Genomic DNA, 21273 nt, shown 5'->3' with positions numbered 1-21273 from the left:
AGGTCCAGCCCTGCTAGCGAGCACTAAGCGACAACGACCGCGCTGTCGATTTGCGTAAAGACGTGGTCCTTCACGGACGAGCCGTCCAAAGCGGTGACGACCGTTCGGTTGGGTACGTTGACGATCATCGCGATGTCCCGGAAGATCACGAGCGAATCCTTCGCCCCCTTGGTCGCGGCCCTGTCGACGGCGTTTGCGATCCGGTCCAGCTGATCCGGCTGCAGGACGATTCCCCGCTGCCTAAGCCTCTGTTCCGCGTGCTGGCTGAAGCGCAGCCTTTCCTTTGCCAGCAAATCCTTAAAGCTGGCCGCTTGCGTATGGGCAACCAGCGAATCCCGGTCTGCCGCCGTCGCGACGGTCCGTAAGCCCTTGGGCACTCCGGCTGGGCCCGCCGTCAAATGGGCTGCCAGCAACCGGTCGCTCACGCCCCCGTCACCTCCGGCTCATCCGCGCCGTTCCCGCCGTCGGACTTGCCCGGATAGGCGATCGACGTCAGTTCCTCCACCTTGACTTCATCGGAACCGATCTTGGCATACGGCACCCCGTCTCTCATGACGATCGAATCTACGATTCCGGATTTGAGAGAGGTCGAGCCGTCGCTGTTCGTCGCATACCATTCCACCTGCATGCCGATCACCCCGGAAGACAAACTCGGGGAATAACGGAGCGCCTCCATCTGCTTGGATACGTTCATCATCTGCTCAAGCGAGGAGAACTGAGCCATTTGCGAAATGAACTGCGTGTTGTCCATCGGCTGCAGCGGGTCCTGATTGGACAATTGCGTAATCAGGATTTTCAGAAAATCATCCTTGCCCAATTCGGACGATGGAGATCTGGCGGCCGCCTTTTGCACATTTTGCGAGGAGTAGTACGGCCAGACGTTCGTCGTGCTGACGCTGCTGGATGCCACTTGCTTCACCTCCTTAGATTGTGCTTAGGCTTTCACATTCAAGGAGCTGCCGTAGCCGATCTCCTTCAAGCCGTTCGAGCGGGCAAGCTCGTCTTCGAAATCCCCGATTTCCTCAATGGAAGAATCGCGGCCGGTTCGGGAAGAATACTGCTCTTCGCGTCCCGAGCCGGAGTGGCGCCGCTCCTGTTCGCTAAACGATGCGGTATCCTGCAGTTCGGAGTGCTGGACGACTTCGATCCGCTCCACCTGAATGCCCTGGTTCTGAAGCGCCGCCCGAAGGGTGTTCAACTGATTCTCGATCAATTCCTTCGCCGTGCCGTTCTGGGCGACGAATTGGGCCGTCATCTGGCCTTCCTGCATGACGATGCGCACATCCACGTGGCCCAAATGCTCGGGATGGAGCGAAATCCGCGCCTCCGTCAGTCCGTTGCCGTTATGCAGAACGAACTGCTTGACAAGGAAACCGCCGATTTCCCGGGAGAACTGTTGCACGGGCACCTGAGCCGGAACGCCGGTTCTGGCCGCCGTTTCCAAAGATGGAACCGCAGAAGCGTTCATCGCCGGCACGGCAAGCGGTGCGTGACCGCCCTCCGGCTGCGGACGTTCGCTTATGCCGTCCGCCTGCGGACCGGTTGCGTCCGGCCTCGCGTCGTTCGCTTCGGCTGCCCAATTCCACATGAGGATCGGTTCGCGGAAAGCGGCGACTTTGCGTCCCGTTTCCTGACCTGCGGGCTGCTGCCGAATGTCGGCAAGCCCCTCCGCTGCCGTCTGAACGCCTGCTTTCGGCCCTTCCGAAGCTGCCGCCCTCGCTTCGCCGTTATCGGCAAGCGCAGCGGAAGCCATCTTCAGCCCTTCCGCCAAAGCGGAGGCGTCACCGGACGGAACGCTCCCCTGCGACAGCGCTTCGGAAAGCTGCTTCGTCTGCCTGAACAGATTCGCGAGCATGTCGGCGGGCAGACTGGACAACGCCGTTTCGCCCGTTTGCGCAAGCGCCGTGCCGTCCGCAGCGCCCGGTTCGGCGGCAGCGCTCCGGCTTGCCTGCAATTGCAGGAACAGCGCCTGAATGACCGCAAGCAGATCGGCAAGTTCTCCCTGCTGCCCGGACGTGCCGTCGGTTTTGTCTTCCTGGACAAGCGGCCGCAATTGACCAAGCAGTTCGTTCAGCGCCGCAAGCAACCGGTCGCCCATTTGCCCGTCCTGTTCCGCCTCCCCGGCCGGCTCCGTCAGCAACCCGGGCAATAGCGCAGCCGCTGAAGGCGCCGTCAAAGCGCCGGAACCCGTTCCGGCCGCCGCCTCTCCGCCAATCGCCGCCACGAGGACCCCGGCGAATCCGCCGGAAGACGCCGCCGCTTTGCCGGAGGACACGCCGCCTCCCTGGAGCAAGCCGCCTCCCTGGAGCAAGCCGCCGCTTGCCGACGCGCCCGGTGTGCCAACCGCAGGCGCGGATACACTAACGTTCATAGCCATTATTTCACCTCCTTTCATCGAAGAAGAGTGAAGGGGTCGTGGCCTAACTTGAAGCGCCCGGTTAAGGATTGGCCGGCATCAGCTTGGCGACCAGGCGCGCCGTCGTCTTGCTGTCCTCTTTGGACATCGCCGCCAGGACGCCGGACCGCGTCGAATCGTCCAGGGAGCCGAGAATGCGAAGCGCCTTGCTCTGCTCGGAAGCCGCCAATTGCAGCAGCAGCTTCGCCGCGCTGGAGGCGTCCATCGACGTAAAGGTCTGCTTCAATTGGGCCGTGTCCAGCGTCGACGTATCGGACCTTAGCTGCTGCTCCAATTCGCGAATTCTGGACTGCAAGGCCGCGATCTGCTGATCGGATACGGACTCGGCGTCTTTCAGACGGGCGGTCACCTCGGCCGCGACCTGCGGCGACATTTTTTCGAGAATGCGGCCCCGCGCCGAATCGTTCATGGACCCGAGCACCAGCGCCGCTTCCTCGACCGTCATGTTCTGCAGGATCGGAGCGGCTTTGCCCGGCGTCATCTTGCCGTACATCTCCGCCAGCGATCGGATTCGCTCGGTATACTGCTCGGCCGATATGGTTTTTTCTTTATTTTGTTCGGTCAGCGAGGCGATCTGGCTCTTGAGCTGGTCAATCGTCTTCTGCCGGGCGGCGGACTCGGCGTTCGCCTTTTGCAATGCCGCCTCCTGCTCAGCGAGCTGCGCCCTTAGTTCATCAACTTTCTCCTTTGCGTTCTTTACTGTCAATTCGTCGGTATCGATCCCTTCCGTCCCGCCGCCGGCTGCCGACGGATCGGGCAGAACCGCGTTCAAAAGCGGTATTTTGTTACCGATTTCCAGCGCGTGCTGCCGCCAGTTCTGGTTGAACAGCAGAAGCAAAACGCCCAGCAATACCGCCGTAAACATGATGGGGGTCAGAAAAAAGAGGAACCGTTCGAAGCCGGAGTATCCGCTTTTTTCCACATCTGCATTCGACACGAAAGCCCCTTCCTTTCAAGCTTCGACTTGCCTCAGCCCTGCCGCTTCAGCCGCGGGCGGCTGCGGCGGACCGCATGATCGCCATTTCGTCCAGTTCGTTCTGCTCGCGTCTCAAAGCCTCATGCCGGAAGCGCTGCAGCGCCTTGTCCCTCGCATTGACCCATACTTTCTCGTCCACCATTTTGTCCGTAAGCTTCTGGCGGCGCTGGATCATCTTTCGTTCGGCCTCCCGGACGCTTTCGCTTTGCTTGCGGATTCCCGCGTCCAGCCATTCGATCACCTGCTGCAAGCGCTGCAGCTCGGACAACGCCGTCGGCCGCTGGGTCTGCTCGAACAATCTCTGCTCCGCTTCCTCCTTCTCCTTGCGGAGCGCAGCCAGCCGTTCCTCTTCCTTGCGGAGGAATCCGATCGCCGCCGCGTATTCCCACTCCGCCATCGATTTCTCGCTTTCCTTCAAGTCGACGATCTTTTGCAACGGATACCGAAATTTCACGCCGCCTTCCCTCATCTCTTATAGAAATCGATAATCAGCCGCTCCTGGACTTCCTCCAACGTAACCTTCTCGGTCGTCTTCTGCCGGGTAAATTGATGAATCGCGTCGATAAATTGGATCGATTTATCGATTTCCGGATTGGATCCCCGTTGGTACGCCCCGATATTGATTAGGTCTTCCGAATCCTTATATATAGAAAGCATACGTTTGAGCCGCTCGGCGGCGTCCTGGTGCTCGGCGGACACGATATCCTTCATCACGCGGCTGACGCTGGCCAGGACGTCGATCGCGGGAAAATGTCCCTTGTTCGCAAGCTGGCGGCTCAGCACGATATGGCCGTCCAGGATGCCGCGGACCGCGTCGGCGATCGGTTCGTTCATATCGTCGCCGTCGACGAGAACGGTGTAGAATGCCGTGATGGAGCCGTTCTGGCCGGTGCCCGCCCTCTCCAGCAGCTTGGGCAGCGAAGCGAAAACGGAGGGCGTATAGCCCCTCGTCGCGGGCGGCTCCCCGATGGCGAGCCCGACTTCCCGCATCGCCATCGCGTAGCGGGTGACGGAATCCATCATGAGCATGACGTTCAAGCCGCGATCCCGAAAATATTCCGCGATGGTGGTGGCAATGAGCGCTCCCTTGATCCGGATGAGCGCCGGCTGGTCGGATGTCGCCACGACGACAACCGAACGGGCGAGCCCTTCCGGCCCGAGATCGCGCTCGATGAATTCGAGCACCTCGCGGCCGCGCTCGCCGATGAGCGCGATGACGTTGACGTCCGCCGACGTGTTGCGGGCGATCATGCCCAGCAGCGTGCTTTTCCCTACGCCGGAGCCGGCGAAAATCCCGACCCGCTGTCCCCGGCCGACCGTCAACAGGCCGTCGATGCAGCGGACGCCGGTGCCGAGGGGCTCGGTAACCCGCGGCCGCAGCAGCGGATTGCCGGGGCTGTTGTTGGTCGAATAGTGCGCCAGCCTGCTCGGAAGACGGCTGCCGTCGAGCGGCCGCCCGAGACCGTCCAGAACCTTGCCCAGCAGCTCGGAGCCGACCTGAACCGTCAGCGGCCTGCCCGTCGTCACGACTTCGCAGCCGGGGCCGATGGAATGCAGCTCGCCGAGCGGCATGAGCAGCACGCGGTTGTCGCGAAACCCGACCACTTCCGCCAGGATCGGCTCTCCGCCTTTTAGCGGATGAATCATGCACACATCGCCGATCCCGGCATCGGGACCTTCCGACTCGACCGTAAGACCGATGATCTGGGCCACCCTTCCGTTCACCCGCACGGGATCCAGATGCTGCAGCGCCTCCGCGTACTTGGAAACGTCAAGCGTCCTGCTCATCGGCGTCCCTCTCTTCTGCGGCGTGAGCGGCTACCCTGAGCAGCTCTTGCCGAATGGCCGCCATCTGCGTGTCGATCCGGGCGTCAATGCTGCCGAACGGCGAACGGATGACGCAGCCGCCTTCGCCGACCGACGCGTCCGGGACGATCTGCAGCTCGGCCTGGGAATCGACCAGCATCGCGAGCTCGTCTTTCGAGGCTTGGACAAACGCGAACTGCGCGGGCGCCACGCACAGCGTAATCACGCCCTGCTCCTTGCGCCGGGCCAGCGCTCTGCGGATCAGTTCAATCGTCAGCTCCGGCGTCTGTTCGAACTGTTTGGCCAATACCTTTTCGGCAATTTTGCAGCTCAGTTCGACCAGAAACCGTTCAGCGCCTTCGATAATGCTCTCTTTGGCCGCGTACGCCTGGCGGACGATGCTGCCGGCTTCCTGAAGCCGGCTCTCCCATTGCTCGCGCATGGCGCGCTCGGCATCTTCCAAGCCCTGGCGGTAGCCGGCCTCGTAACCCGACTCGCGGGCCCGCGCGACCTCCTGCTCGTCGTCCTGACGGCGCTGCCGCCACCAGGCTTCCGCTTGTTCGCGCGCTTCCGCCTGCAGCCGTTCGGCCGTCTCGCGGGCTTCGCGAATGATTTCGTTGGCGGTTTGCTCCGCATCCCGCAAGATTCGTTCCTTCAACGACTGTGTTTCGACATCAATCGCCGAATTTCCTTCGTTGCCGTTGTCGGAATGGGAGACATTTTGGGGTTTTGTCACCTTGCGGAGCAGCTCGATCCGCTTCAAATCTTCCAACGGAATGACATGGGTCGACTTGATCAGATTAGACAATGATATCGTCGCCTCCGCCGCGGGCGATGATGATTTCGCCCGCTTCTTCGAGTCTGCGAATCGTCGCTACGATGCGCGTCTGTGCCTCTTCGACGTCCCGCAGCCGGACCGGGCCCATATATTCCATTTCTTCCTTGAACGTTTCCGCCATCCGCTTGGACATGTTGCGGAAAATCGCTTCGCGCACTTCTTCGCTGGCCACCTTGAGCGCAAGCTGCAGGTCGGCGTTCTCGATGTCGCGAATGATGCGCTGGATCGAGCGGTTGTCCAGATTGACGATGTCTTCGAATACGAACATGCGCTTCTTGATCTCTTCGGCAAGCTCGGGGTCCTGAATTTCCAGCGCATCCAAAATGGTGCGCTCCGTTCCCCGGTCGACGCCGTTCAAAATCTGCACGATCGCTTCGATTCCGCCGGCGTTCGTATAATCCTGCGTAACGGTCGCGGACAGCTTCTGCTCGAGCACGCGTTCGACTTGCGCGATCACTTCTGGCGAGGTGCTGTCCATAAGCGCGATCCGCCTTGCGACGTCCGCCTGCTTGTCCTGCGGCAGCGACGAGAGCACGGCCGATGACTGGTCGGGTTGCAAGTACGAAAGCACGAGCGCGATCGTTTGCGGATTTTCGTTCTGGATGAAGTTCAAAATTTGCGTGGGCTCGGCTTTGCGCGCGAAGTCAAACGGCCGCACCTGCAGCGTGGCCGTCAGGCGATTGAGAATATCCGTCGCTTTCTGCGAGCCCAGAGCCTTTTCCAAGATTTCTTTCGCGTATGCGATACCGCCTTGGGAGATGTATTCCTGGGCGAGGCAGATCTGATGGAATTCCGCCAAAATCTGCTCTTTCTCCGCGGCGTCGACTTTTCGGACGTTGGCAATCTCGAGCGTCAGCTGTTCGATTTCGTCGTCCCGCAAATGCTTGAATACTTGAGCAGACACTTCCGGCCCGAGCGTAATGAGCAGAATGGCCGCTTTCTGTCGTCCGCTTAACTGATATTGACCCGGTTTAGCCATAACTGCCACCTCTATTCATCCACAAGCCAAGTCCGGAGCAGATTGACGAATTCGTCCGGTTTGCGCTTGGCCAGTCCTTCCAGCTGCTTGCGAACCTGATTTTCGTTCGAAACGCTGTCGATGTCGATGGTCGGAAGCTCCACGCGCGGCAGCTCTTCCGGCGCCGCCTCTTCTTCCTGCGCGGCCTTGCGCCTGCGGTAAATGTAGTAGCCGCCTCCGCCGAGCAGCGCGAGCGCCAGCACGCCAAGTCCCGCCAGCCAGTACGTCGAAGGCGAAATGCCGGACGATTGATCGGCGGTCGTGTCGAACGTCTGCGAGATGACGGATACCCGGTTGGCCATCGCTTCCGGGGACAGATCCTGTCCGGAGTCCGCAAGAAGCGTGCGCACATCGTTGATGAGCTTTTGCTGGATGGCCTGAACCGTCTGCGGCGTCACTTTCGAGGAATCGAGCGCGACGCTGACCGACAAATCCTTCACCTGAAAAGGCGCGAACGTCGTGTTCGTCGTCACCCGGCTCGGCTCGTAATTGGTCGTCGTGGACGTTTTCTCCGAAGTGGAGCCTCCGGACGCGCCGCCCGACGGATAGTTCGTAATGTCGGTCTCGCCGGTTCCCGCCACCCCGCCGGGCGTGGCGGATGTGCCCTGGTACGTCTCGGAAGTGCTCGATTCGCTGATGATGATGCCGCGGTTGTCGTTGTTGTCCAGCGGCTTGACCAGCTGCTCCTGCATCGTCTTCTGGTCGAAATTGAGCGAGGAGACGACGCTGACGACCATGTTGTCCGTCCCCACCAGCGTGGCGAGGAATTGCTGGATGTTGTTTTTGATGCCGTTTTCGAACTTGCGCTGAATTTCGAACTGCTGATCGAGCGCCGTTCCGTTGAGCCTGCCGGTGCCGCCGATCGCCGAAGAAGGCGTCAGCTGCGCATTTTGGCTCGTAATCGTGATATCCTCGACGCTCAGGTTCGGCACCGCCGTCTTGACCAAATTGAAGTAGCTGTCGATCTCTTCCTGGGAAGGCCGAAAGCCCGGTTTGAACGTAAGCATGACTGATGCGGTAGCGCGTTCCCGCTCCTCATCGTTCAGAAATACGCTCTCCTGCGGGAGATTGACCAGCACCTTCGCCTTTTGGATGCCTTCCATGCCGAGAAGCAGCTGCTGAATTTCCCCGTTTAAGGCGTTGCGGTACTTGACTTGAAATTCCTGATCGGTCGTGCCGATCATCGAGGAGGTTTTGCTCATCTCGGCGAATCCCATCGAACCGTTCTGCACAAGCCCTTGGGAGCCGACGGCGATTTTGACTTTGGCGGCGTCGGCGCTCGGAACGGAAATGCTTGTCCCTCCGTCGCCCAGTTTGTACGGAATCCCGCTGCTATCCAGATACTCGGTAATGGCCGCCGCATCCGTGCTGTCCAAATTTTGAAACGCAAGCTCGTATTCAGTCCTGGTAAAAACGTAGGTCAAAATGATGATGGTAATGACTAACAGGGCTGCCGTCGAAGCCAATACCCATTTCTGCGTCTTGCTGTATTGGTTCCAGAAGCCTAGCCACCTTTCCCGGAGCCGGGCCAACTTCTCGCTCACGATTTCACCTCACTAGCTGGCTTTGCTGCGATGAAAGACTGCGATTATACCGACATCCGCATGATTTCCTGGTAGGCGTCAATCACTTTGTTGCGGATTTGAGCGGTCAGTTCCAGACTGAGCGAGGCTTTCGACGCCGCGATCATCACATCGTTAACATCCGCTTCGCCGATGATAAATGCTTCGTTAACCTTATGTACGTTGTTTTCCTGCGCGGCCACGCTGTCCAAAGCCGTTTTCAAAAAAGAGGCGAAGCTCTCCGTCGCCTCCGCCGGCGTCGTCTTTTTGCTTGCGGCGGCCATCCCGGACACCGTCTGTCCCACGGATGAAACCAAGTGGTTCTCAATCATCAATGATTCCTCCAATCTACCGGATGATATCCCTTAAGCCGCCAGGAAAACTAGGCGCGGCCGATTTCCAGCGACTTGGTGAACATCGCCTTGGAAGCGTTGAGCGCGGTGACGTTCGCCTCGTAAGAGCGGGTAGCGGAAATCATGTCGACCATTTCCTTCAGGATGTCGACGTTCGGCATTTTGACCATGCCGTCGGCGTCGGCGTCCGGATGCGAAGGATTGTACACCTGCTTGAACGGGGTCTGATCCTCGACGATCGCCGTCACCTTGACCCCTTGGCTGCTCAGCGCGCCAAGCTTGTCGTTCAACAGGTCGCTGAAGCTGGTCTGGCTGGGTTCCACAACGACCATTTTGCGCCGGTATGGGACGAATTCCCCATTGACATACGAAGCGCGCGTCGTCTCGGCATTGGCGATATTGGACGAGATGACGTCCATCCTCAACCGCTGCGCGGTCAGGGCGGACGCGCTAATGTCGAATCCCGCTAGTTTCATTCGCGATGCCTCCTTCAATCAGGACGAAATCAAACTTGCCCTTTGATCGCGGTTCTGTACATGGAAATTTCGTGGCTGATTTGCTGAACGAACAAATTGTAGCGGAGCTGGTTCTCCGCGAGCATGGCCATTTCCTTGTCGATGTCCACGTTGTTCAGGCTGTTCGTGATAACCGTCGAGTTATCCGTGACAACCTGAGCGGACGGAACGGTTCCGGACGATCCGATCGGGATGTGGCGCGGATCCGTCCGAATGCCGGATACGCCCTGAGCCGCAGAGGAACTGGTTCCCATCTCCCGCGCGAGCAGTTCCTCGAATACGACGTCGGACCTTTTGAAATGGGGCGTATCGACATTGGCGATATTGTTCGCCAGTACCTGCTGCCTAAGGGAAGCGGCCTTGACGGCTCCTTCGAGCCGCTGAAACGAAACGCCACCAAGCAAATCCATAATGCGTCCACCTTTCATCTTGGGTTGTCATCTTTAATCATTCCACGTCAACTAACATTTTCCTGCTTATTTCGACAATTAATTCTGCCCCTCTCCTAAATAATGCCAAGAGATGACAAATTAAAAATTTCTAAGAACAATCATCTACGACAGAGCCGAAAGTGACAATAAGAAAAAAGCCCTAATCTCAGGAAAATGGTTGGGCCAATTCCAAAATTCGGGGCTTTTTTTCGAAAAAACGGATTAAATTTTACGGGAAAGCAGCTCTTCCTGCAAACGGGGATTGAGGATGCGGATATAGGTCCCTTTCATGCCGAGCGAGCGCGTGTCGATGACGCCGGCGCTTTCGAGCTTGCGCAAGGCGTTGACGATGACAGACCGCGTAATGCCGGCCCGGTCGGCGATTTTCGAGGCGACGAGCAGACCTTCTTTTCCTTCCAGTTCTTCGAGAATATGCTCAACGGCTTCCAGCTCGCTGAACGAGAGCGAGTTGACCGCAATGGTGACGACGGCTTTGCTGCGCGCTTCGAGCTCGCGTTCCTCGGCCCTTTCGCGCAAGATCTCCATGCCGATAATTGTCGATCCGTATTCCGCCAAAATGAGGTCGTCGTCGCCGAACGGCCGGTTTTCCCGGACCAAAACGAGGGTGCCCAAGCGGTCGCCGCCCCCGATAATTGGGACAATAGTCACAATTTGTCCGGCAAAGGCGGCTTCGACGGGAACGAGCACTTCCGAGGGGGACACGTTGGATTCGGTCTCGACGATCCGCAAAAATCGTTCGTTCGTCTCATTCGGAAACCGCAGCTCGTCCGAATCCTCCTGCTTCAGCCAAATATCCGGAAAATCCGGAGACGTGGAGGACCCCAGGATTTTCCCCCGCCTGCTGACGACGAACACGCCGCCTTGCAGCGTCTCTCCTAGCACCTCCGCCATCTCGCGGAAATTAAGCGGTTTGCCCGCCGCCTTCTGCAGCAGCGTGTTGAGCGTGCGGGTCTTTCCGAGCAACGTCATGATTCTGTTTCCTCCTACATTACGACAAGCAACGCATTATAGAATATATTGACTTAAATCCCTGTTGCTTGCAATCGTTGACAGTTTTTCTCTGACATATTCCGGTGTAATCGAGAATTCCTCGAGCGACAGCTCGGGAGCTTCGAACGACAAATCCTCCAGCAGCTTTTCGAGCAGCGTATGCAGCCGTCTGGCGCCGATGTTCTCCGTGTTCCGGTTAACTTCCTGCGCCATCCGCGCCAGTTCCGCGATCGCCTCCGGCGTAAAGTTAATCTTGATCCCTTCGGTCTCAAGCAGCGCGGCATACTGCTTCGTCAACGCATTCTCCGGTTCGGTCAAAATGCGGACGAAATCCTCGTCGGTGAGGCTGGACAGCTCGACGCGGATCGGAAAACGGCCTTGAAGCTCGGGAATGAGATCGGACGGCTTGGAGATATGGAACGCGCCCGCAGCCACGAACAAAATGTAGTCCGTCTTCACGGGGCCGTATTTGGTCATGACGGTCGATCCTTCGACGATCGGCAGAATATCCCTTTGAACCCCTTCGCGCGACACGTCGGGCCCTTGCCCGCGCCCGTTGCTGGCGATTTTGTCGATCTCGTCGATGAAGATGATGCCGGACTGCTCCGCCCTGGCGACGGATTCGGCGATCACATCGTCCATGTCGATCAGCTTGTTCGCTTCCTCCACGATCAGCACCTTGCGCGCTTCCTTGACCGTCAGCTTGCGCTTTTTGCGGCGCTTCGGCAGGAACTGGCTGAACATCTCCTGCATGTTTTGGCCGATCTGATCCTGGCCGGTTCCGGCGAACAGGTCCAGCATCGACGGCGTCGAATCCTCCACTTCGATTTCCACCAGCTCGTTTTCCAGCTCCCCGGACTTAAGCTTCGCCCTCGCTTCGGCTCTCCTGGACGCCAGCGTCGGATCGTGCGGCTCGGCCTCTTCCTGCGGGTTCGAGGCTCCGCCGCCGAACAGCATCTCGAACGGGTTGCGCTGCGTCTTCGGCTTTGCGTTCGAAGGCACCAGCAAGGACACCAGCCGTTCGTTCGCGGCCTGTTCCGCTTTGTCCTTCACCTTCTCCATCCGCTCTTCCTTGACCATGCGGATCGCCGTTTCCACCAGATCGCGCACCATCGATTCGACGTCGCGGCCGACGTAGCCGACCTCCGTGAACTTCGTCGCCTCGACTTTGACGAACGGCGCCTGCACGAGTTTGGCCAGCCTGCGCGCGATTTCCGTCTTGCCTACGCCCGTCGGGCCGATCATCAGGATGTTCTTCGGCACGATCTCGTCGCGCAGCGATTCGGGAAGCTTGCTTCGGCGGTAACGGTTGCGAAGCGCCACCGCGACGGAACGTTTCGCCTGCTTCTGCCCGACGATGTATTTGTCAAGCTCCGCCACGATTTGGCGGGGCGTCAATTGACCATTCATCCGGATGCCCTCGCTTTCGTTTGTCAAATTTCTTCGACGACCAGGTTGTCGTTCGTGTAAACGCAGATTTCCGATGCGATTTGCAGCGCGTTGCGCGCGATCTCCTTCGCCTCGAGCTGCGGCGAGAAACGCTTCAGCGCCCGGGCGGCCGCCAGCGCGAAGCTGCCGCCCGAACCGATCGCGAGAATGCCGTCGTCAGGCTCGATCACTTCGCCGTTGCCGGACAAAAGCAGCATCCCGCCGCTGTCCACGACAATCATCATCGCCTCAAGCTTGCGCAGCACCCGGTCGGAACGCCAGTCCTTCGCCAGTTCCACCGCCGACCGCTGCAGGTTGCCGTGATGCTCCTCGAGCTTGCCCTCGAACTTCTCGAACAGCGTGATCGCATCGGCGACCGAGCCGGCAAAACCGGCCAGCACCTGCCCGCGGTACAGCCGGCGGACTTTTTTGGCCGTGTGCTTCATGACCATGCTGTTGCCGAACGTGACCTGCCCGTCTCCGGCGATCGCGCCTTTGCCGTTGTGCCGCACCGCGCAGATGGTGGTGGCGTGAAAGCTCATGTCCATATTCGTTTCCTCCCTACGTTTTGTCGCGGGCCAAAGCAGCGCGCAGCGCGGGCTTCATCGGAAGCCCGGGTAACGCGGCAAAGCAGCGGCCCACAATCCCCGCTGCCTCTGCCGAATCAAGTCGCCGCGGCACTTGCCGCAAGAAGCGACTTGAAGCTTTCGATTTGTTCCAAAGCTCTGGCGGCTATCGCCTCGTTCTTTTCCTTTTTGTTGCGCACCCGTTCCCCAAGCGGCGGGAACAGGCCGAAATTCGCGTTCATCGGTTGAAAATGGCGGAAATCCGCCGTCGTGATATAGTGCGACATGCTGCCGAGCGCCGTCTGCGGCGGCGGCACGACCGGATCGAGCCCCCGCGCGAGCCTGCCCGCGTTGATTCCCGCGACAAGGCCGGACGCCGCCGATTCCACGTAGCCTTCGACGCCGGTCATCTGTCCGGCAAAAAACAGCGAATCGCGCTTGTTGAACTGGTACGTCGGACGCAGCAGCTTCGGCGAATTGAGGAACGTATTGCGGTGCATCACGCCGTAGCGCACAAATTCCGCATGCTCGAGCCCGGGGATGAGCGAAAACACCCGCTTCTGCTCCCCCCATTTGAGATGGGTCTGAAAGCCGACCAGATTAAACAGCGTTCCGGCCGCGTTGTCCTGCCGGAGCTGCACGACGGCGTAAGGCTGCTTGCCGGTTCTCGGATCGACTAGGCCGACGGGCTTCAGCGGCCCGAACAGCATCGTCTGCTTGCCGCGCCCCGCCATCACCTCGATCGGCATGCAGCCTTCGAACACCATGTTCTTTTCGAAATCTTTGACTTCGGCCGTCTCCGCCGTGATCAAGGCTTCGTAAAACGCCTCGAACTCTTCCTCGTTCATCGGGCAGTTCAGATAGGCGGCTTCGCCCTTGTCGTACCTGGACGCGAGAAAGACTTTGTCCATGTCGATCGAGTCCTTCTCCACGATCGGCGCAGCCGCGTCGAAGAAATAAAAGTACTCTTCCCCCGTCAGCTCCCGGATATGCTCCGACAGCTCCGGCGAGGTGAGCGGACCGGTGGCGACGACCACGATGCCGTCTTCCGGAATCCGCGTCACTTCCCGGTCGACGACGGTGACGAGCGGATGATTGCGCAGCCGCTCCGTCACTTCGCCCGAGAACCCTTCCCGGTCGACGGCCAGGGCGCCTCCGGCCGGCACGGCGTGCCGGTCCGCGGCGGACAGAATCAGCGAATCGAGGCGCCGCATTTCTTCCTTAAGCACGCCGACCGCGTTCGTCAGTCCGTTGGCCCGCAAGCTGTTGCTGCAAACGAGTTCCGCGAACTGGCCGGTATGATGCGCCGGCGTCCGCTTCCCGGGACGCATCTCGTATAACGTGACGGGAACGCCCTGGGCGGCGATTTGCCAGGCGGCTTCGCTGCCGGCAAGTCCCGCGCCGATGACCGTCACGGACGTTTTCGTATTCAAATCGGTATCCCTCCTGCCAATTCCCGCGCGCAGCGGAAGCGCCGCGTCCTTATTCCGCAGCCTCTTCCGCTTCCGGCGCGACTTCGCTATGGGCGCACTGCGTGCAGTGCCAGTTCACGTTGCCCTTCGCGCGCTTCTCCACCATCAGCCCGCCGCAGCTCGGACAAGGCTTCGGCACCGGCTTATCCCAGGAGACGAAGTCGCACTCGGGATAGCGGTCGCAGCCGTAAAACAGCCGCCCCTTCTTGCTGCGCCGCTCCACGATATGGCCTTTGCCGCATTTGGGGCAGGCGACGCCGGTCGCCTTGACGATCGGCTTCGTGTTCCGGCACTCCGGAAACGCAGAGCAGGCAAGAAATTTGCCGAACCTTCCCATCTTGTACACCATGGGGCTTCCGCATTTGTCGCATGTTTCGTCGGACGGCTCGTCGCGGATCTCCACTTCCTTCATTTCGTCCTCCGCGACTTCCAACCGTTTTTCGAACGACTTGTAAAATTCGCTGATGACGTCGACCCAGTTCTCCTTGCCTTCCTCGACGTGGTCGAGATCGTCCTCCATATGGGCCGTGAACTCGACGTTGAGAATTTCGGGGAAAAACTCCTCCATGAGCTGAATGACAAGCTCACCCAGCTCGGTCGGCACGAACTTCTTGTCCTCGATCGCGACGTAATTGCGTTTCTGGATCGTCTCCAGCGTCGGCGCGTACGTGGAGGGGCGTCCGATCCCGAGCTCTTCGAGCGTCCGCACGAGACGGGCCTCGGTATAGCGCGGCGGCGGCTGGGTGAAATGCTGCTTCGGCTCGATCGACTTCGTTTCGACCTTGTCGCCAGCCGCAAGCGGCGGCAAAAGGCGGTCCTCCTCCGTCGTTCCGTCGTCGTTGCCTTCGACGTACACCTTCATAAATCCGGGAAATTTCATCTTGGTGCCGACGGCCCGGAAGGTTGCCGGCCCGTTATGCAAATCGACGTTCATCGTGTCCAGCACGGCGGACGCCATTTGGCTTGCGACGAAGCGTTCCCATACGAGCTTGTACAACCGATACTGGTCGCGCGTCAAGTACGGCTTGACCTGCTCCGGTTCCCGCATGACGGAGGTCGGGCGGATCGCTTCGTGCGCGTCTTGGGCGTTGGCGTTTTTCTTCGTGTAGACGCGCGGAGTCTCCGGATAATACGCTTCGCCGAACTTGCCCAGAATGTACGCCTTCGCCTCTTCCTGCGCGACCGGGGAAATCCGCGTCGAGTCCGTGCGCATGTACGTAATCAAGCCCACGGTGCCTTCCTTGCCCAGATCGACGCCCTCGTACAGCTGCTGGGCGATCTGCATCGTCTTCGCGGCGCGGAAGTTCAGCTTGCGGGCCGCTTCCTGCTGCAGCGAGCTGGTGATGAACGGAGGGGACGGATGCCGCTGCCGTTCCTTCTCCTTCGCTTCGCCGACGACGAAGGCGCCGTCCTTGATCTTCGCCAGCACCTCCTGGACGTCGGCTTCGCTGCGCAGTTCCTTCTTCTCGCCGTCCAGAGCCTGGAATTTGGCTTCGAAGACAGCGCCGTCCTTGGACAAACCGGCGGTAATGCTCCAGTACTCCTCCGGGACGAACGCCTTGATTTCGTTTTCCCTGTCGATAATCAGCTTGACGGCGACCGACTGCACGCGCCCGGCGCTGAGCCCTTTTTTGACCTTTTTCCACAGCAGCGGGCTGATCTTGTAGCCGACGAGCCGGTCCAGAACGCGCCGCGCCTGCTGGGCGTTGACAAGGTCCATGTTGATCGGCCGGGGCGACTTGAACGCGTCCTTGACCGCCTGTTTCGTAATTTCGTTAAATACGACCCGGCAGGCTTCGTTTTCGTCCAGCTCCAAATAATGCGCAAGATGCCAGGCGATCGCTTCGCCTTCCCGGTCGGGGTCGGCCGCGAGATACACTTTTTTGACTTTTTTGCTCGCTTCCTTCAGTTCCTTCAGGACGCTGCCCTTTCCGCGAATCGTTATATACTTGGGTTGAAAATCGTTGTTCACTTCGACGCCGATCTGACTTTTCGGCAAATCCCGAATATGGCCCATGGACGCTTTGACAATGTATTTGCTGCCCAGATATTTGCCAATCGTCTTGGCTTTGGCCGGCGACTCGACGATGACCAATGAGTCTGCCACGTCCACTCCTCCTCTCAACGGTCAACGGGTCCTTTGGATCCGGCCGGATCGATGGAAAAAGAGGCCGGTCAAAGGATAGTATATACAGAACCTGAAAGCTGGTGAATTTGCGCTTAACTTGTAGCATAAATCATTCTCCGCCATGTTCGCAACAAAGCGCCGGCGACGGACAGGCGGGGACTTCCGGTTCATATGCTTCGGAAACATCGTATATCATCCCGTAGGCCGCGGTCAAATTTGGGAGCGAATTCGGCGTCTTGCCTGCCTTGGACCGCCGTCCGCCGGACGGCTAAATCGCGCGGTAGACCGATCCCGGCCCGCTTTCGATCCTGCCTTTGAGCTCCAGGGACAGCAGCAGGCTGTACAGCCGTCCCGCATCCGCCGCGCTCCGCTCGAGCAGCTCGTCGATCGTCTTGGGGCCGTCGAGGAGCAGTTCGTACAGCGCCGCCTCCTCCGGAAGCGGATCGGCGGCTTCGCCGGTTTTCGCTGCCGCTTCCGCGCGGCATCCTTCGCGTCCGGTCCGGTTTTCCCCGCGGCCTCCCCAGTATTCGTCAAGCTGCCTTTCGTATTCCGCCAAAATGTCGCTCGCGTCGATCACCGGCTTGGCGGACGCTTCCCTGAGCAGCTTGAGGCCGCCCCGACTGCGCGGCGACGTAATCGGTCCGGGCACGACAAAAACGTCCCTGGACGCTTCTATCGCCCGTTCCGCCGTAATCAGCGCGCCGCTGCCCTCGCCCGCTTCGACGACGACGACCCCGAGCGAAATGCCGGCGATAATCCGGTTGCGCAGCGGGAAAAACACCGGAACGATCGGCGTGCCCGGGGGAACTTCCGACAGCACGAGCCCCCGTTCGGCGATTTGCCGGTACAGCGCGCGGTTTTCCCGCGGATACGGATTGTCGGCCGGTCCGCCGAGCACCGCCACCGTCCCGGCCCGTCCGGTCAGCGCCCCGAGGTGGGCGCAGGTATCGATCCCTTTGGCCATGCCGCTCACCACGGTCAGTCCGCCCGCCGAGCAGCCTGCGGCCAGTTCCTCGGCCGCGCGCCGGCCGTACGAAGTCGCCGTCCGCGTCCCGACCATGCCGACCGAAGGGCGCTTCAGAAGCTCCATGTCTCCGGTGTAATAAAGAACCCACGGAAACCTGTACGTGTGCCGCAGCATAGCCGGATAGCCGGCGTCAAGCGCGGTTACGGCCGAAAGTCCGGCCCGCTCCCTACGCCGGATGGCGGCTTCCATCGCCTCCGGCCGCAAACGGGCGGTCAACGCCGCGGCTTCGCCCGCTCTCAGGCCCAGTTCGCGCCAATCCCCTTCCCTGCGGCGCTCCGCGTCTCTGTGCGCGCCCATCGCCACAATGCGGCTGATCTTTTCAAAGCCGATTCCCGCCGTTTCGTGCATCGCGATAATGATTTCGCTGTGAGGATCCGTCAATGGCATGTTTCGTGCTCCTTCCAATTATAAGGATAAACTAATATCGCCGAAGAGTGCCCGAACGCCCAACGCTTCCGTGGGGTTGATTGTTGCGGTTACCGTTGGGCTTCGCGTTGGGATTCACGTTAGATTTGCATTGGATTTACATATTACATTAGGATTTACATCGAGATTTGCTTGAGATTCACGTCGGGATTTATGTCGGGATTTATGTCGGGATTTATGTCGGGATTTCTTTGCGGGAAGGTTCCTTGCGGCTTGATGGCTAGGCCGACCCGCTTTTTGATTTTTTACGGTCGAAGCCGTTTTCCAGTTGCCCCAAAAGCAATTCGAGAGCCCGGCCGCCGCTTTGTCGCCAATGCAATTGCCTTTTCTGCACTTAGGCGGTCGTTCCAGCGAAATTCGGCGCTCATGCGAAGCCCAGTTGCTTTTGGTGCACTTCGATCGCCCTCTCTCCCCAAAAAGGGCGTTGCAGTTGCGCAAAAGGCACTTACAAACGGGTGCATATGCCATAGCCGACGGAACACGGTTCGTACAAATCGTGAATGCTGCTTGCCCACCGGAAAACGGTACGGACAAATGAGCAATGCCACCACTTTGAACAAAACGGTACGTGCAGGCATGTTTGGGAAACGTCGACTGGGATCGGACAAAAAGGAATTTTATCCCTCCTCCTTGCAGCAAAGGAGCAGACTGCCGTTGCGAAGGCGAAGACGGCAGCGCGGCCGGTCAAGCGAAAGAAAGCCGAACCGTTCCTCCGACAATAAGGCAAAAAAAGCAGCCCTCCACCCCCCGTTGCGGGGGAGCGGAAGGCTGCTTGCCTGTCCGTGCTGTCCGTTGTTAATGCGATACGGTTCTTATTTTACGCTTAGCTTTTGCATTTCTCAAGCAGGCCGCGTTCCTCGAGGACTTTGACCAGCGTTGCGCCCATTTCGGCGGGCGTCGGAGCGACGCGGATGCCGCATTCCTCGAGCTTTGCGATCTTTTCGGCCGCCGTGCCCTTGCCGCCGGAGATGATCGCGCCGGCATGACCCATGCGCTTGCCGGGAGGCGCCGTAGCGCCGCCGATGAAGCCGACGACCGGCTTCGTCATGTTCGCCTTGATCCATTCGGCCGCTTCTTCTTCGGCCGTACCGCCGATCTCGCCGATCATGATGACGGCGTAGGTGTCCGGGTCCTCGTTAAAGAGGCGAAGAATGTCGATGAACTCGGAGCCTTTGACCGGATCGCCGCCGATGCCGACGGCGGAAGATTGGCCGATGCCGCGGTTGGTGAGCTGGTGAACCGCTTCGTACGTCAGCGTGCCGGAACGGGACACGACGCCTACATGGCCTTTCTTGTGGATGTAGCCCGGCATGATGCCGATTTTGCATTCTCCCGGCGTAATGACGCCCGGGCAGTTCGGCCCGATCAGCCGCGTTTTCTTGCCTTCCATGTAGCGTTTGACCTTCACCATATCCAGCACCGGAATGCCTTCGGTGATACAGATGACAAGGTCGAGCTCCGCGTCGACCGCTTCCATGATGGCGTCGGCCGCAAACGGAGGCGCCACGTAGATGACGGACGCCGTAGCGCCGGTCGCGGCTACCGCTTCCTTAACCGTGTTGAAAATCGGTAGCGATACCGTATTTCCGTTTTCGAGCGTAATGTCGACTTTTTGTCCGCCCTTGCCCGGCGTAACGCCGCCGACCATTTGCGTGCCGTAATCCAAGGCTCCTTTGGCGTGGAACAGACCCGTCGCCCCCGTAATGCCCTGGGTGATCACCTTGGTGTTTTTATCGATCAAAATACTCATGACTTCACACTCCCCGGTTCGTTCTCCCTTGTCATTTCACGAGCGACACGATTTTTTGCGCGCCGTCGGCCATCGAATCCGCAGCTACGATATTGAGCCCGGAGTTGTTCAAAATTTCCTTGCCCAGCTGAACGTTGGTGCCTTCCAGGCGAACGACGAGCGGCTTGTCCAGACCGAGCTCGCGGGCCGCCGCCACAACGCCCTCCGCAATAACGTCGCACTTCATGATGCCGCCGAAAATGTTGACGAAAATGCCTTTGACGTTCTTGTCGGACAAAATGATTTTGAACGCTTCGGTAACCTTCTCTTTCGTCGCGCCGCCGCCGACGTCAAGGAAGTTTGCCGGCTCCCCGCCGTAATATTTGATGATGTCCATCGTCGCCATCGCCAGCCCGGCCCCGTTGACCATGCAGCCGATGTTGCCGTCCAGCGCGATGTAGGACAGATCGAATTTGGACGCCTGAATTTCCTTTTCGTCTTCTTCGTCCAGATCGCGCAGTTCCAAAATGTCCTTGTGGCGGAACAGAGCGTTGGAATCGAAGTTCAGCTTCGCGTCAAGCGCCACGACGTTGCCGTCGCCCGTGACGACGAGCGGATTGATCTCGGCAATCGAACAATCCTTGTCGACGAATGCGTTGTACAGCGCCAAAATGAACTTGGTCGCCTTGTTGACCAGCTCGTTCGGAATGTTGATGGCGTAAGCGAGCCTGCGCGCCTGGAACGTTTGCAGACCGACGGCCGGATCGACGACTTCCTTGATGATTTTCTCCGGCGAGCGGGCCGCGACTTCTTCGATTTCCGTGCCGCCTTCTTCCGATCCCATGACCACGATGCGTCCGGTGCTGCGGTCCACGACGAGACCGATGTAATATTCTTTTTTAATGTCGCAGCCTTCTTCGATCAGGAGGCGTTTGACTTCCTTGCCTTCCGGACCGGTCTGGTGGGTAACCAGCACTTTGCCGAGAAGCTGCTCCGCGTATTCCCGAACCTGGTCGAGCCCTTTCGCCACTTTGACGCCGCCCGCCTTGCCGCGGCCGCCCGCATGGATTTGCGCTTTGACGACCGTAACCGGCGTGCCCAGTTCTTCGGCGGCTTTGACCGCTTCGTCAACCGAGAACGCGACTTTGCCGCGAGGGACGGTGACGCCGTACTGTCTCAAGACTTCCTTGCCTTGATACTCATGAATATTCATGATCCTGCATCCTCCCGTTTAACACGCATCTGAAGAACATATCGGCGCTTGCGATCGCACCGAAACCTCCATTATTGTATCACTATTTGTCCGCGCGTTCCTCTTTTTTTCATCAATTTTTTAGCTCCATTTGGCAATGGTTTCATCTCAGGATTCGATCAAATCAACAGGAAACGATAATAGAATTTCCAAAAAAACCGAATTCATGCTTGCGTCCGTCCGAAATTGCATATGATCCGCATATAATCCGCGGCTGCCCGCGGCATTGACAAACGCGCATGCGAACCGCTAGACTAATAGCAATCGAACCTATAGGGCGAAAAGGAAGCACCTTTCTTCGCGAACGCAACCGTTTGAA

At 59.2% G+C, this 21273-nt stretch carries 20 protein-coding genes; all 20 read right to left on the bottom strand.

From position 1 onward, the window contains the following. Positions 1-23 precede the first annotated feature (23 nt). Complete coding sequence (locus tag F560_RS0100665; RefSeq protein ID WP_019003763.1) at positions 24-425, bottom strand: TIGR02530 family flagellar biosynthesis protein; 402 nt, start codon at positions 423-425, stop codon at positions 24-26. Further along, positions 422-910: a flagellar hook capping FlgD N-terminal domain-containing protein gene (locus F560_RS0100660; protein ID WP_019003762.1), complete on the bottom strand. Its 489-nt coding sequence runs from the start codon at positions 908-910 to the stop codon at positions 422-424. Before F560_RS0100660 ends, F560_RS0100665 begins: the two co-directional genes overlap by 4 nt. Positions 911-934: 24 nt before the next feature. Continuing rightward, the gene (locus tag F560_RS0100655) at positions 935-2377 is read right to left on the bottom strand and encodes a flagellar hook-length control protein FliK (protein WP_019003761.1); all 1443 of its coding nucleotides are present in this window, start codon (positions 2375-2377) and stop codon (positions 935-937) included. A gap of 61 nt (positions 2378-2438) precedes the next feature. Next, a complete protein-coding gene (locus F560_RS0100650; RefSeq protein WP_019003760.1) occupies positions 2439-3353 on the bottom strand; it encodes a MotE family protein in 915 nt (304 codons plus the stop codon). Positions 3354-3399: 46 nt separating this feature from the next. Beyond that, complete coding sequence (gene fliJ / locus F560_RS0100645; protein ID WP_026298018.1) at positions 3400-3846, bottom strand: flagellar export protein FliJ; 447 nt, start codon at positions 3844-3846, stop codon at positions 3400-3402. Between the two features lie 11 nt (positions 3847-3857). Then, positions 3858-5180 (bottom strand): flagellar protein export ATPase FliI, encoded by a 1323-nt coding sequence (gene fliI, locus F560_RS0100640; protein WP_019003758.1) that lies wholly within the window; start codon positions 5178-5180, stop codon positions 3858-3860. Continuing rightward, positions 5164-6006, bottom strand: a complete 843-nt coding sequence (fliH, locus tag F560_RS0100635; protein WP_019003757.1) for a flagellar assembly protein FliH — start codon at positions 6004-6006, stop codon at positions 5164-5166. Before fliH ends, fliI begins: the two co-directional genes overlap by 17 nt. Further along, positions 5999-7015 (bottom strand): flagellar motor switch protein FliG, encoded by a 1017-nt coding sequence (gene fliG / locus F560_RS0100630; RefSeq protein WP_019003756.1) that lies wholly within the window; start codon positions 7013-7015, stop codon positions 5999-6001. Before fliG ends, fliH begins: the two co-directional genes overlap by 8 nt. Before the next feature lie 11 nt (positions 7016-7026). After that, positions 7027-8598, bottom strand: a complete 1572-nt coding sequence (gene fliF, locus F560_RS0100625; protein WP_019003755.1) for a flagellar basal-body MS-ring/collar protein FliF — start codon at positions 8596-8598, stop codon at positions 7027-7029. Positions 8599-8642: 44 nt separating this feature from the next. Continuing rightward, positions 8643-8948 carry a flagellar hook-basal body complex protein FliE gene (gene fliE / locus F560_RS0100620; RefSeq protein ID WP_019003754.1) on the bottom strand — a complete coding sequence of 102 codons (306 nt, stop codon included), beginning with the start codon at positions 8946-8948 and terminating at the stop codon, positions 8643-8645. Positions 8949-8998: 50 nt separating this feature from the next. After that, the gene (gene flgC / locus F560_RS0100615) at positions 8999-9445 is read right to left on the bottom strand and encodes a flagellar basal body rod protein FlgC (protein WP_019003753.1); all 447 of its coding nucleotides are present in this window, start codon (positions 9443-9445) and stop codon (positions 8999-9001) included. A gap of 29 nt (positions 9446-9474) precedes the next feature. Next, positions 9475-9894 carry a flagellar basal body rod protein FlgB gene (flgB, locus tag F560_RS0100610; protein ID WP_019003752.1) on the bottom strand — a complete coding sequence of 140 codons (420 nt, stop codon included), beginning with the start codon at positions 9892-9894 and terminating at the stop codon, positions 9475-9477. Between the two features lie 243 nt (positions 9895-10137). Continuing rightward, on the bottom strand, positions 10138-10905 hold the full coding sequence (gene codY, locus F560_RS0100605; protein ID WP_019003751.1) for a GTP-sensing pleiotropic transcriptional regulator CodY: 768 nt from the start codon (positions 10903-10905) through the stop codon (positions 10138-10140). Between the two features lie 36 nt (positions 10906-10941). Further along, positions 10942-12336, bottom strand: a complete 1395-nt coding sequence (gene hslU, locus F560_RS0100600; RefSeq protein ID WP_026298017.1) for an ATP-dependent protease ATPase subunit HslU — start codon at positions 12334-12336, stop codon at positions 10942-10944. 23 nt (positions 12337-12359) lie between these two features. Then, complete coding sequence (gene hslV, locus F560_RS0100595; protein WP_019003749.1) at positions 12360-12902, bottom strand: ATP-dependent protease subunit HslV; 543 nt, start codon at positions 12900-12902, stop codon at positions 12360-12362. 116 nt (positions 12903-13018) lie between these two features. After that, on the bottom strand, positions 13019-14353 hold the full coding sequence (gene trmFO, locus F560_RS0100590; RefSeq protein WP_019003748.1) for an FADH(2)-oxidizing methylenetetrahydrofolate--tRNA-(uracil(54)-C(5))-methyltransferase TrmFO: 1335 nt from the start codon (positions 14351-14353) through the stop codon (positions 13019-13021). Positions 14354-14402: 49 nt separating this feature from the next. After that, on the bottom strand, positions 14403-16499 hold the full coding sequence (gene topA / locus F560_RS0100585) for a type I DNA topoisomerase (RefSeq protein WP_020621258.1): 2097 nt from the start codon (positions 16497-16499) through the stop codon (positions 14403-14405). Between the two features lie 289 nt (positions 16500-16788). Then, positions 16789-17934 carry a DNA-processing protein DprA gene (gene dprA / locus F560_RS0100580; protein WP_019003746.1) on the bottom strand — a complete coding sequence of 382 codons (1146 nt, stop codon included), beginning with the start codon at positions 17932-17934 and terminating at the stop codon, positions 16789-16791. Positions 17935-18796: 862 nt separating this feature from the next. Then, a complete protein-coding gene (gene sucD / locus F560_RS0100570) occupies positions 18797-19723 on the bottom strand; it encodes a succinate--CoA ligase subunit alpha (protein ID WP_019003744.1) in 927 nt (308 codons plus the stop codon). A gap of 31 nt (positions 19724-19754) precedes the next feature. Beyond that, the gene (gene sucC / locus F560_RS0100565; RefSeq protein ID WP_019003743.1) at positions 19755-20915 is read right to left on the bottom strand and encodes an ADP-forming succinate--CoA ligase subunit beta; all 1161 of its coding nucleotides are present in this window, start codon (positions 20913-20915) and stop codon (positions 19755-19757) included. Positions 20916-21273 lie beyond the last annotated feature (358 nt).

This window comes from Cohnella laeviribosi DSM 21336, assembly GCF_000378425.1.
GTDB classification, from domain to species: Bacteria; Bacillota; Bacilli; order Paenibacillales; family Paenibacillaceae; genus Cohnella; species Cohnella laeviribosi.
The sequence above is the reverse complement of the archived record's forward strand: the minus strand, read 5'-3'. Positions and strand labels throughout refer to the sequence as shown.

Coding starts and splice junctions, on each gene's coding strand:
- F560_RS0100655 (WP_019003761.1), bottom strand. CDS start 2,377: ATGGCTATGAACGTTAGTGTATCCGCGCCTGCGGTTGGCACACCGGGC.
- fliI (WP_019003758.1), bottom strand. CDS start 5,180: ATGAGCAGGACGCTTGACGTTTCCAAGTACGCGGAGGCGCTGCAGCAT.
- fliG (WP_019003756.1), bottom strand. CDS start 7,015: ATGGCTAAACCGGGTCAATATCAGTTAAGCGGACGACAGAAAGCGGCC.
- fliE (WP_019003754.1), bottom strand. CDS start 8,948: ATGATTGAGAACCACTTGGTTTCATCCGTGGGACAGACGGTGTCCGGG.
- flgC (WP_019003753.1), bottom strand. CDS start 9,445: ATGAAACTAGCGGGATTCGACATTAGCGCGTCCGCCCTGACCGCGCAG.
- flgB (WP_019003752.1), bottom strand. CDS start 9,894: ATGGATTTGCTTGGTGGCGTTTCGTTTCAGCGGCTCGAAGGAGCCGTC.
- codY (WP_019003751.1), bottom strand. CDS start 10,905: ATGACGTTGCTCGGAAAGACCCGCACGCTCAACACGCTGCTGCAGAAG.
- hslU (WP_026298017.1), bottom strand. CDS start 12,336: ATGAATGGTCAATTGACGCCCCGCCAAATCGTGGCGGAGCTTGACAAA.
- hslV (WP_019003749.1), bottom strand. CDS start 12,902: ATGGACATGAGCTTTCACGCCACCACCATCTGCGCGGTGCGGCACAAC.
- dprA (WP_019003746.1), bottom strand. CDS start 17,934: ATGCCATTGACGGATCCTCACAGCGAAATCATTATCGCGATGCACGAA.
- sucD (WP_019003744.1), bottom strand. CDS start 19,723: ATGAGTATTTTGATCGATAAAAACACCAAGGTGATCACCCAGGGCATT.
- sucC (WP_019003743.1), bottom strand. CDS start 20,915: ATGAATATTCATGAGTATCAAGGCAAGGAAGTCTTGAGACAGTACGGC.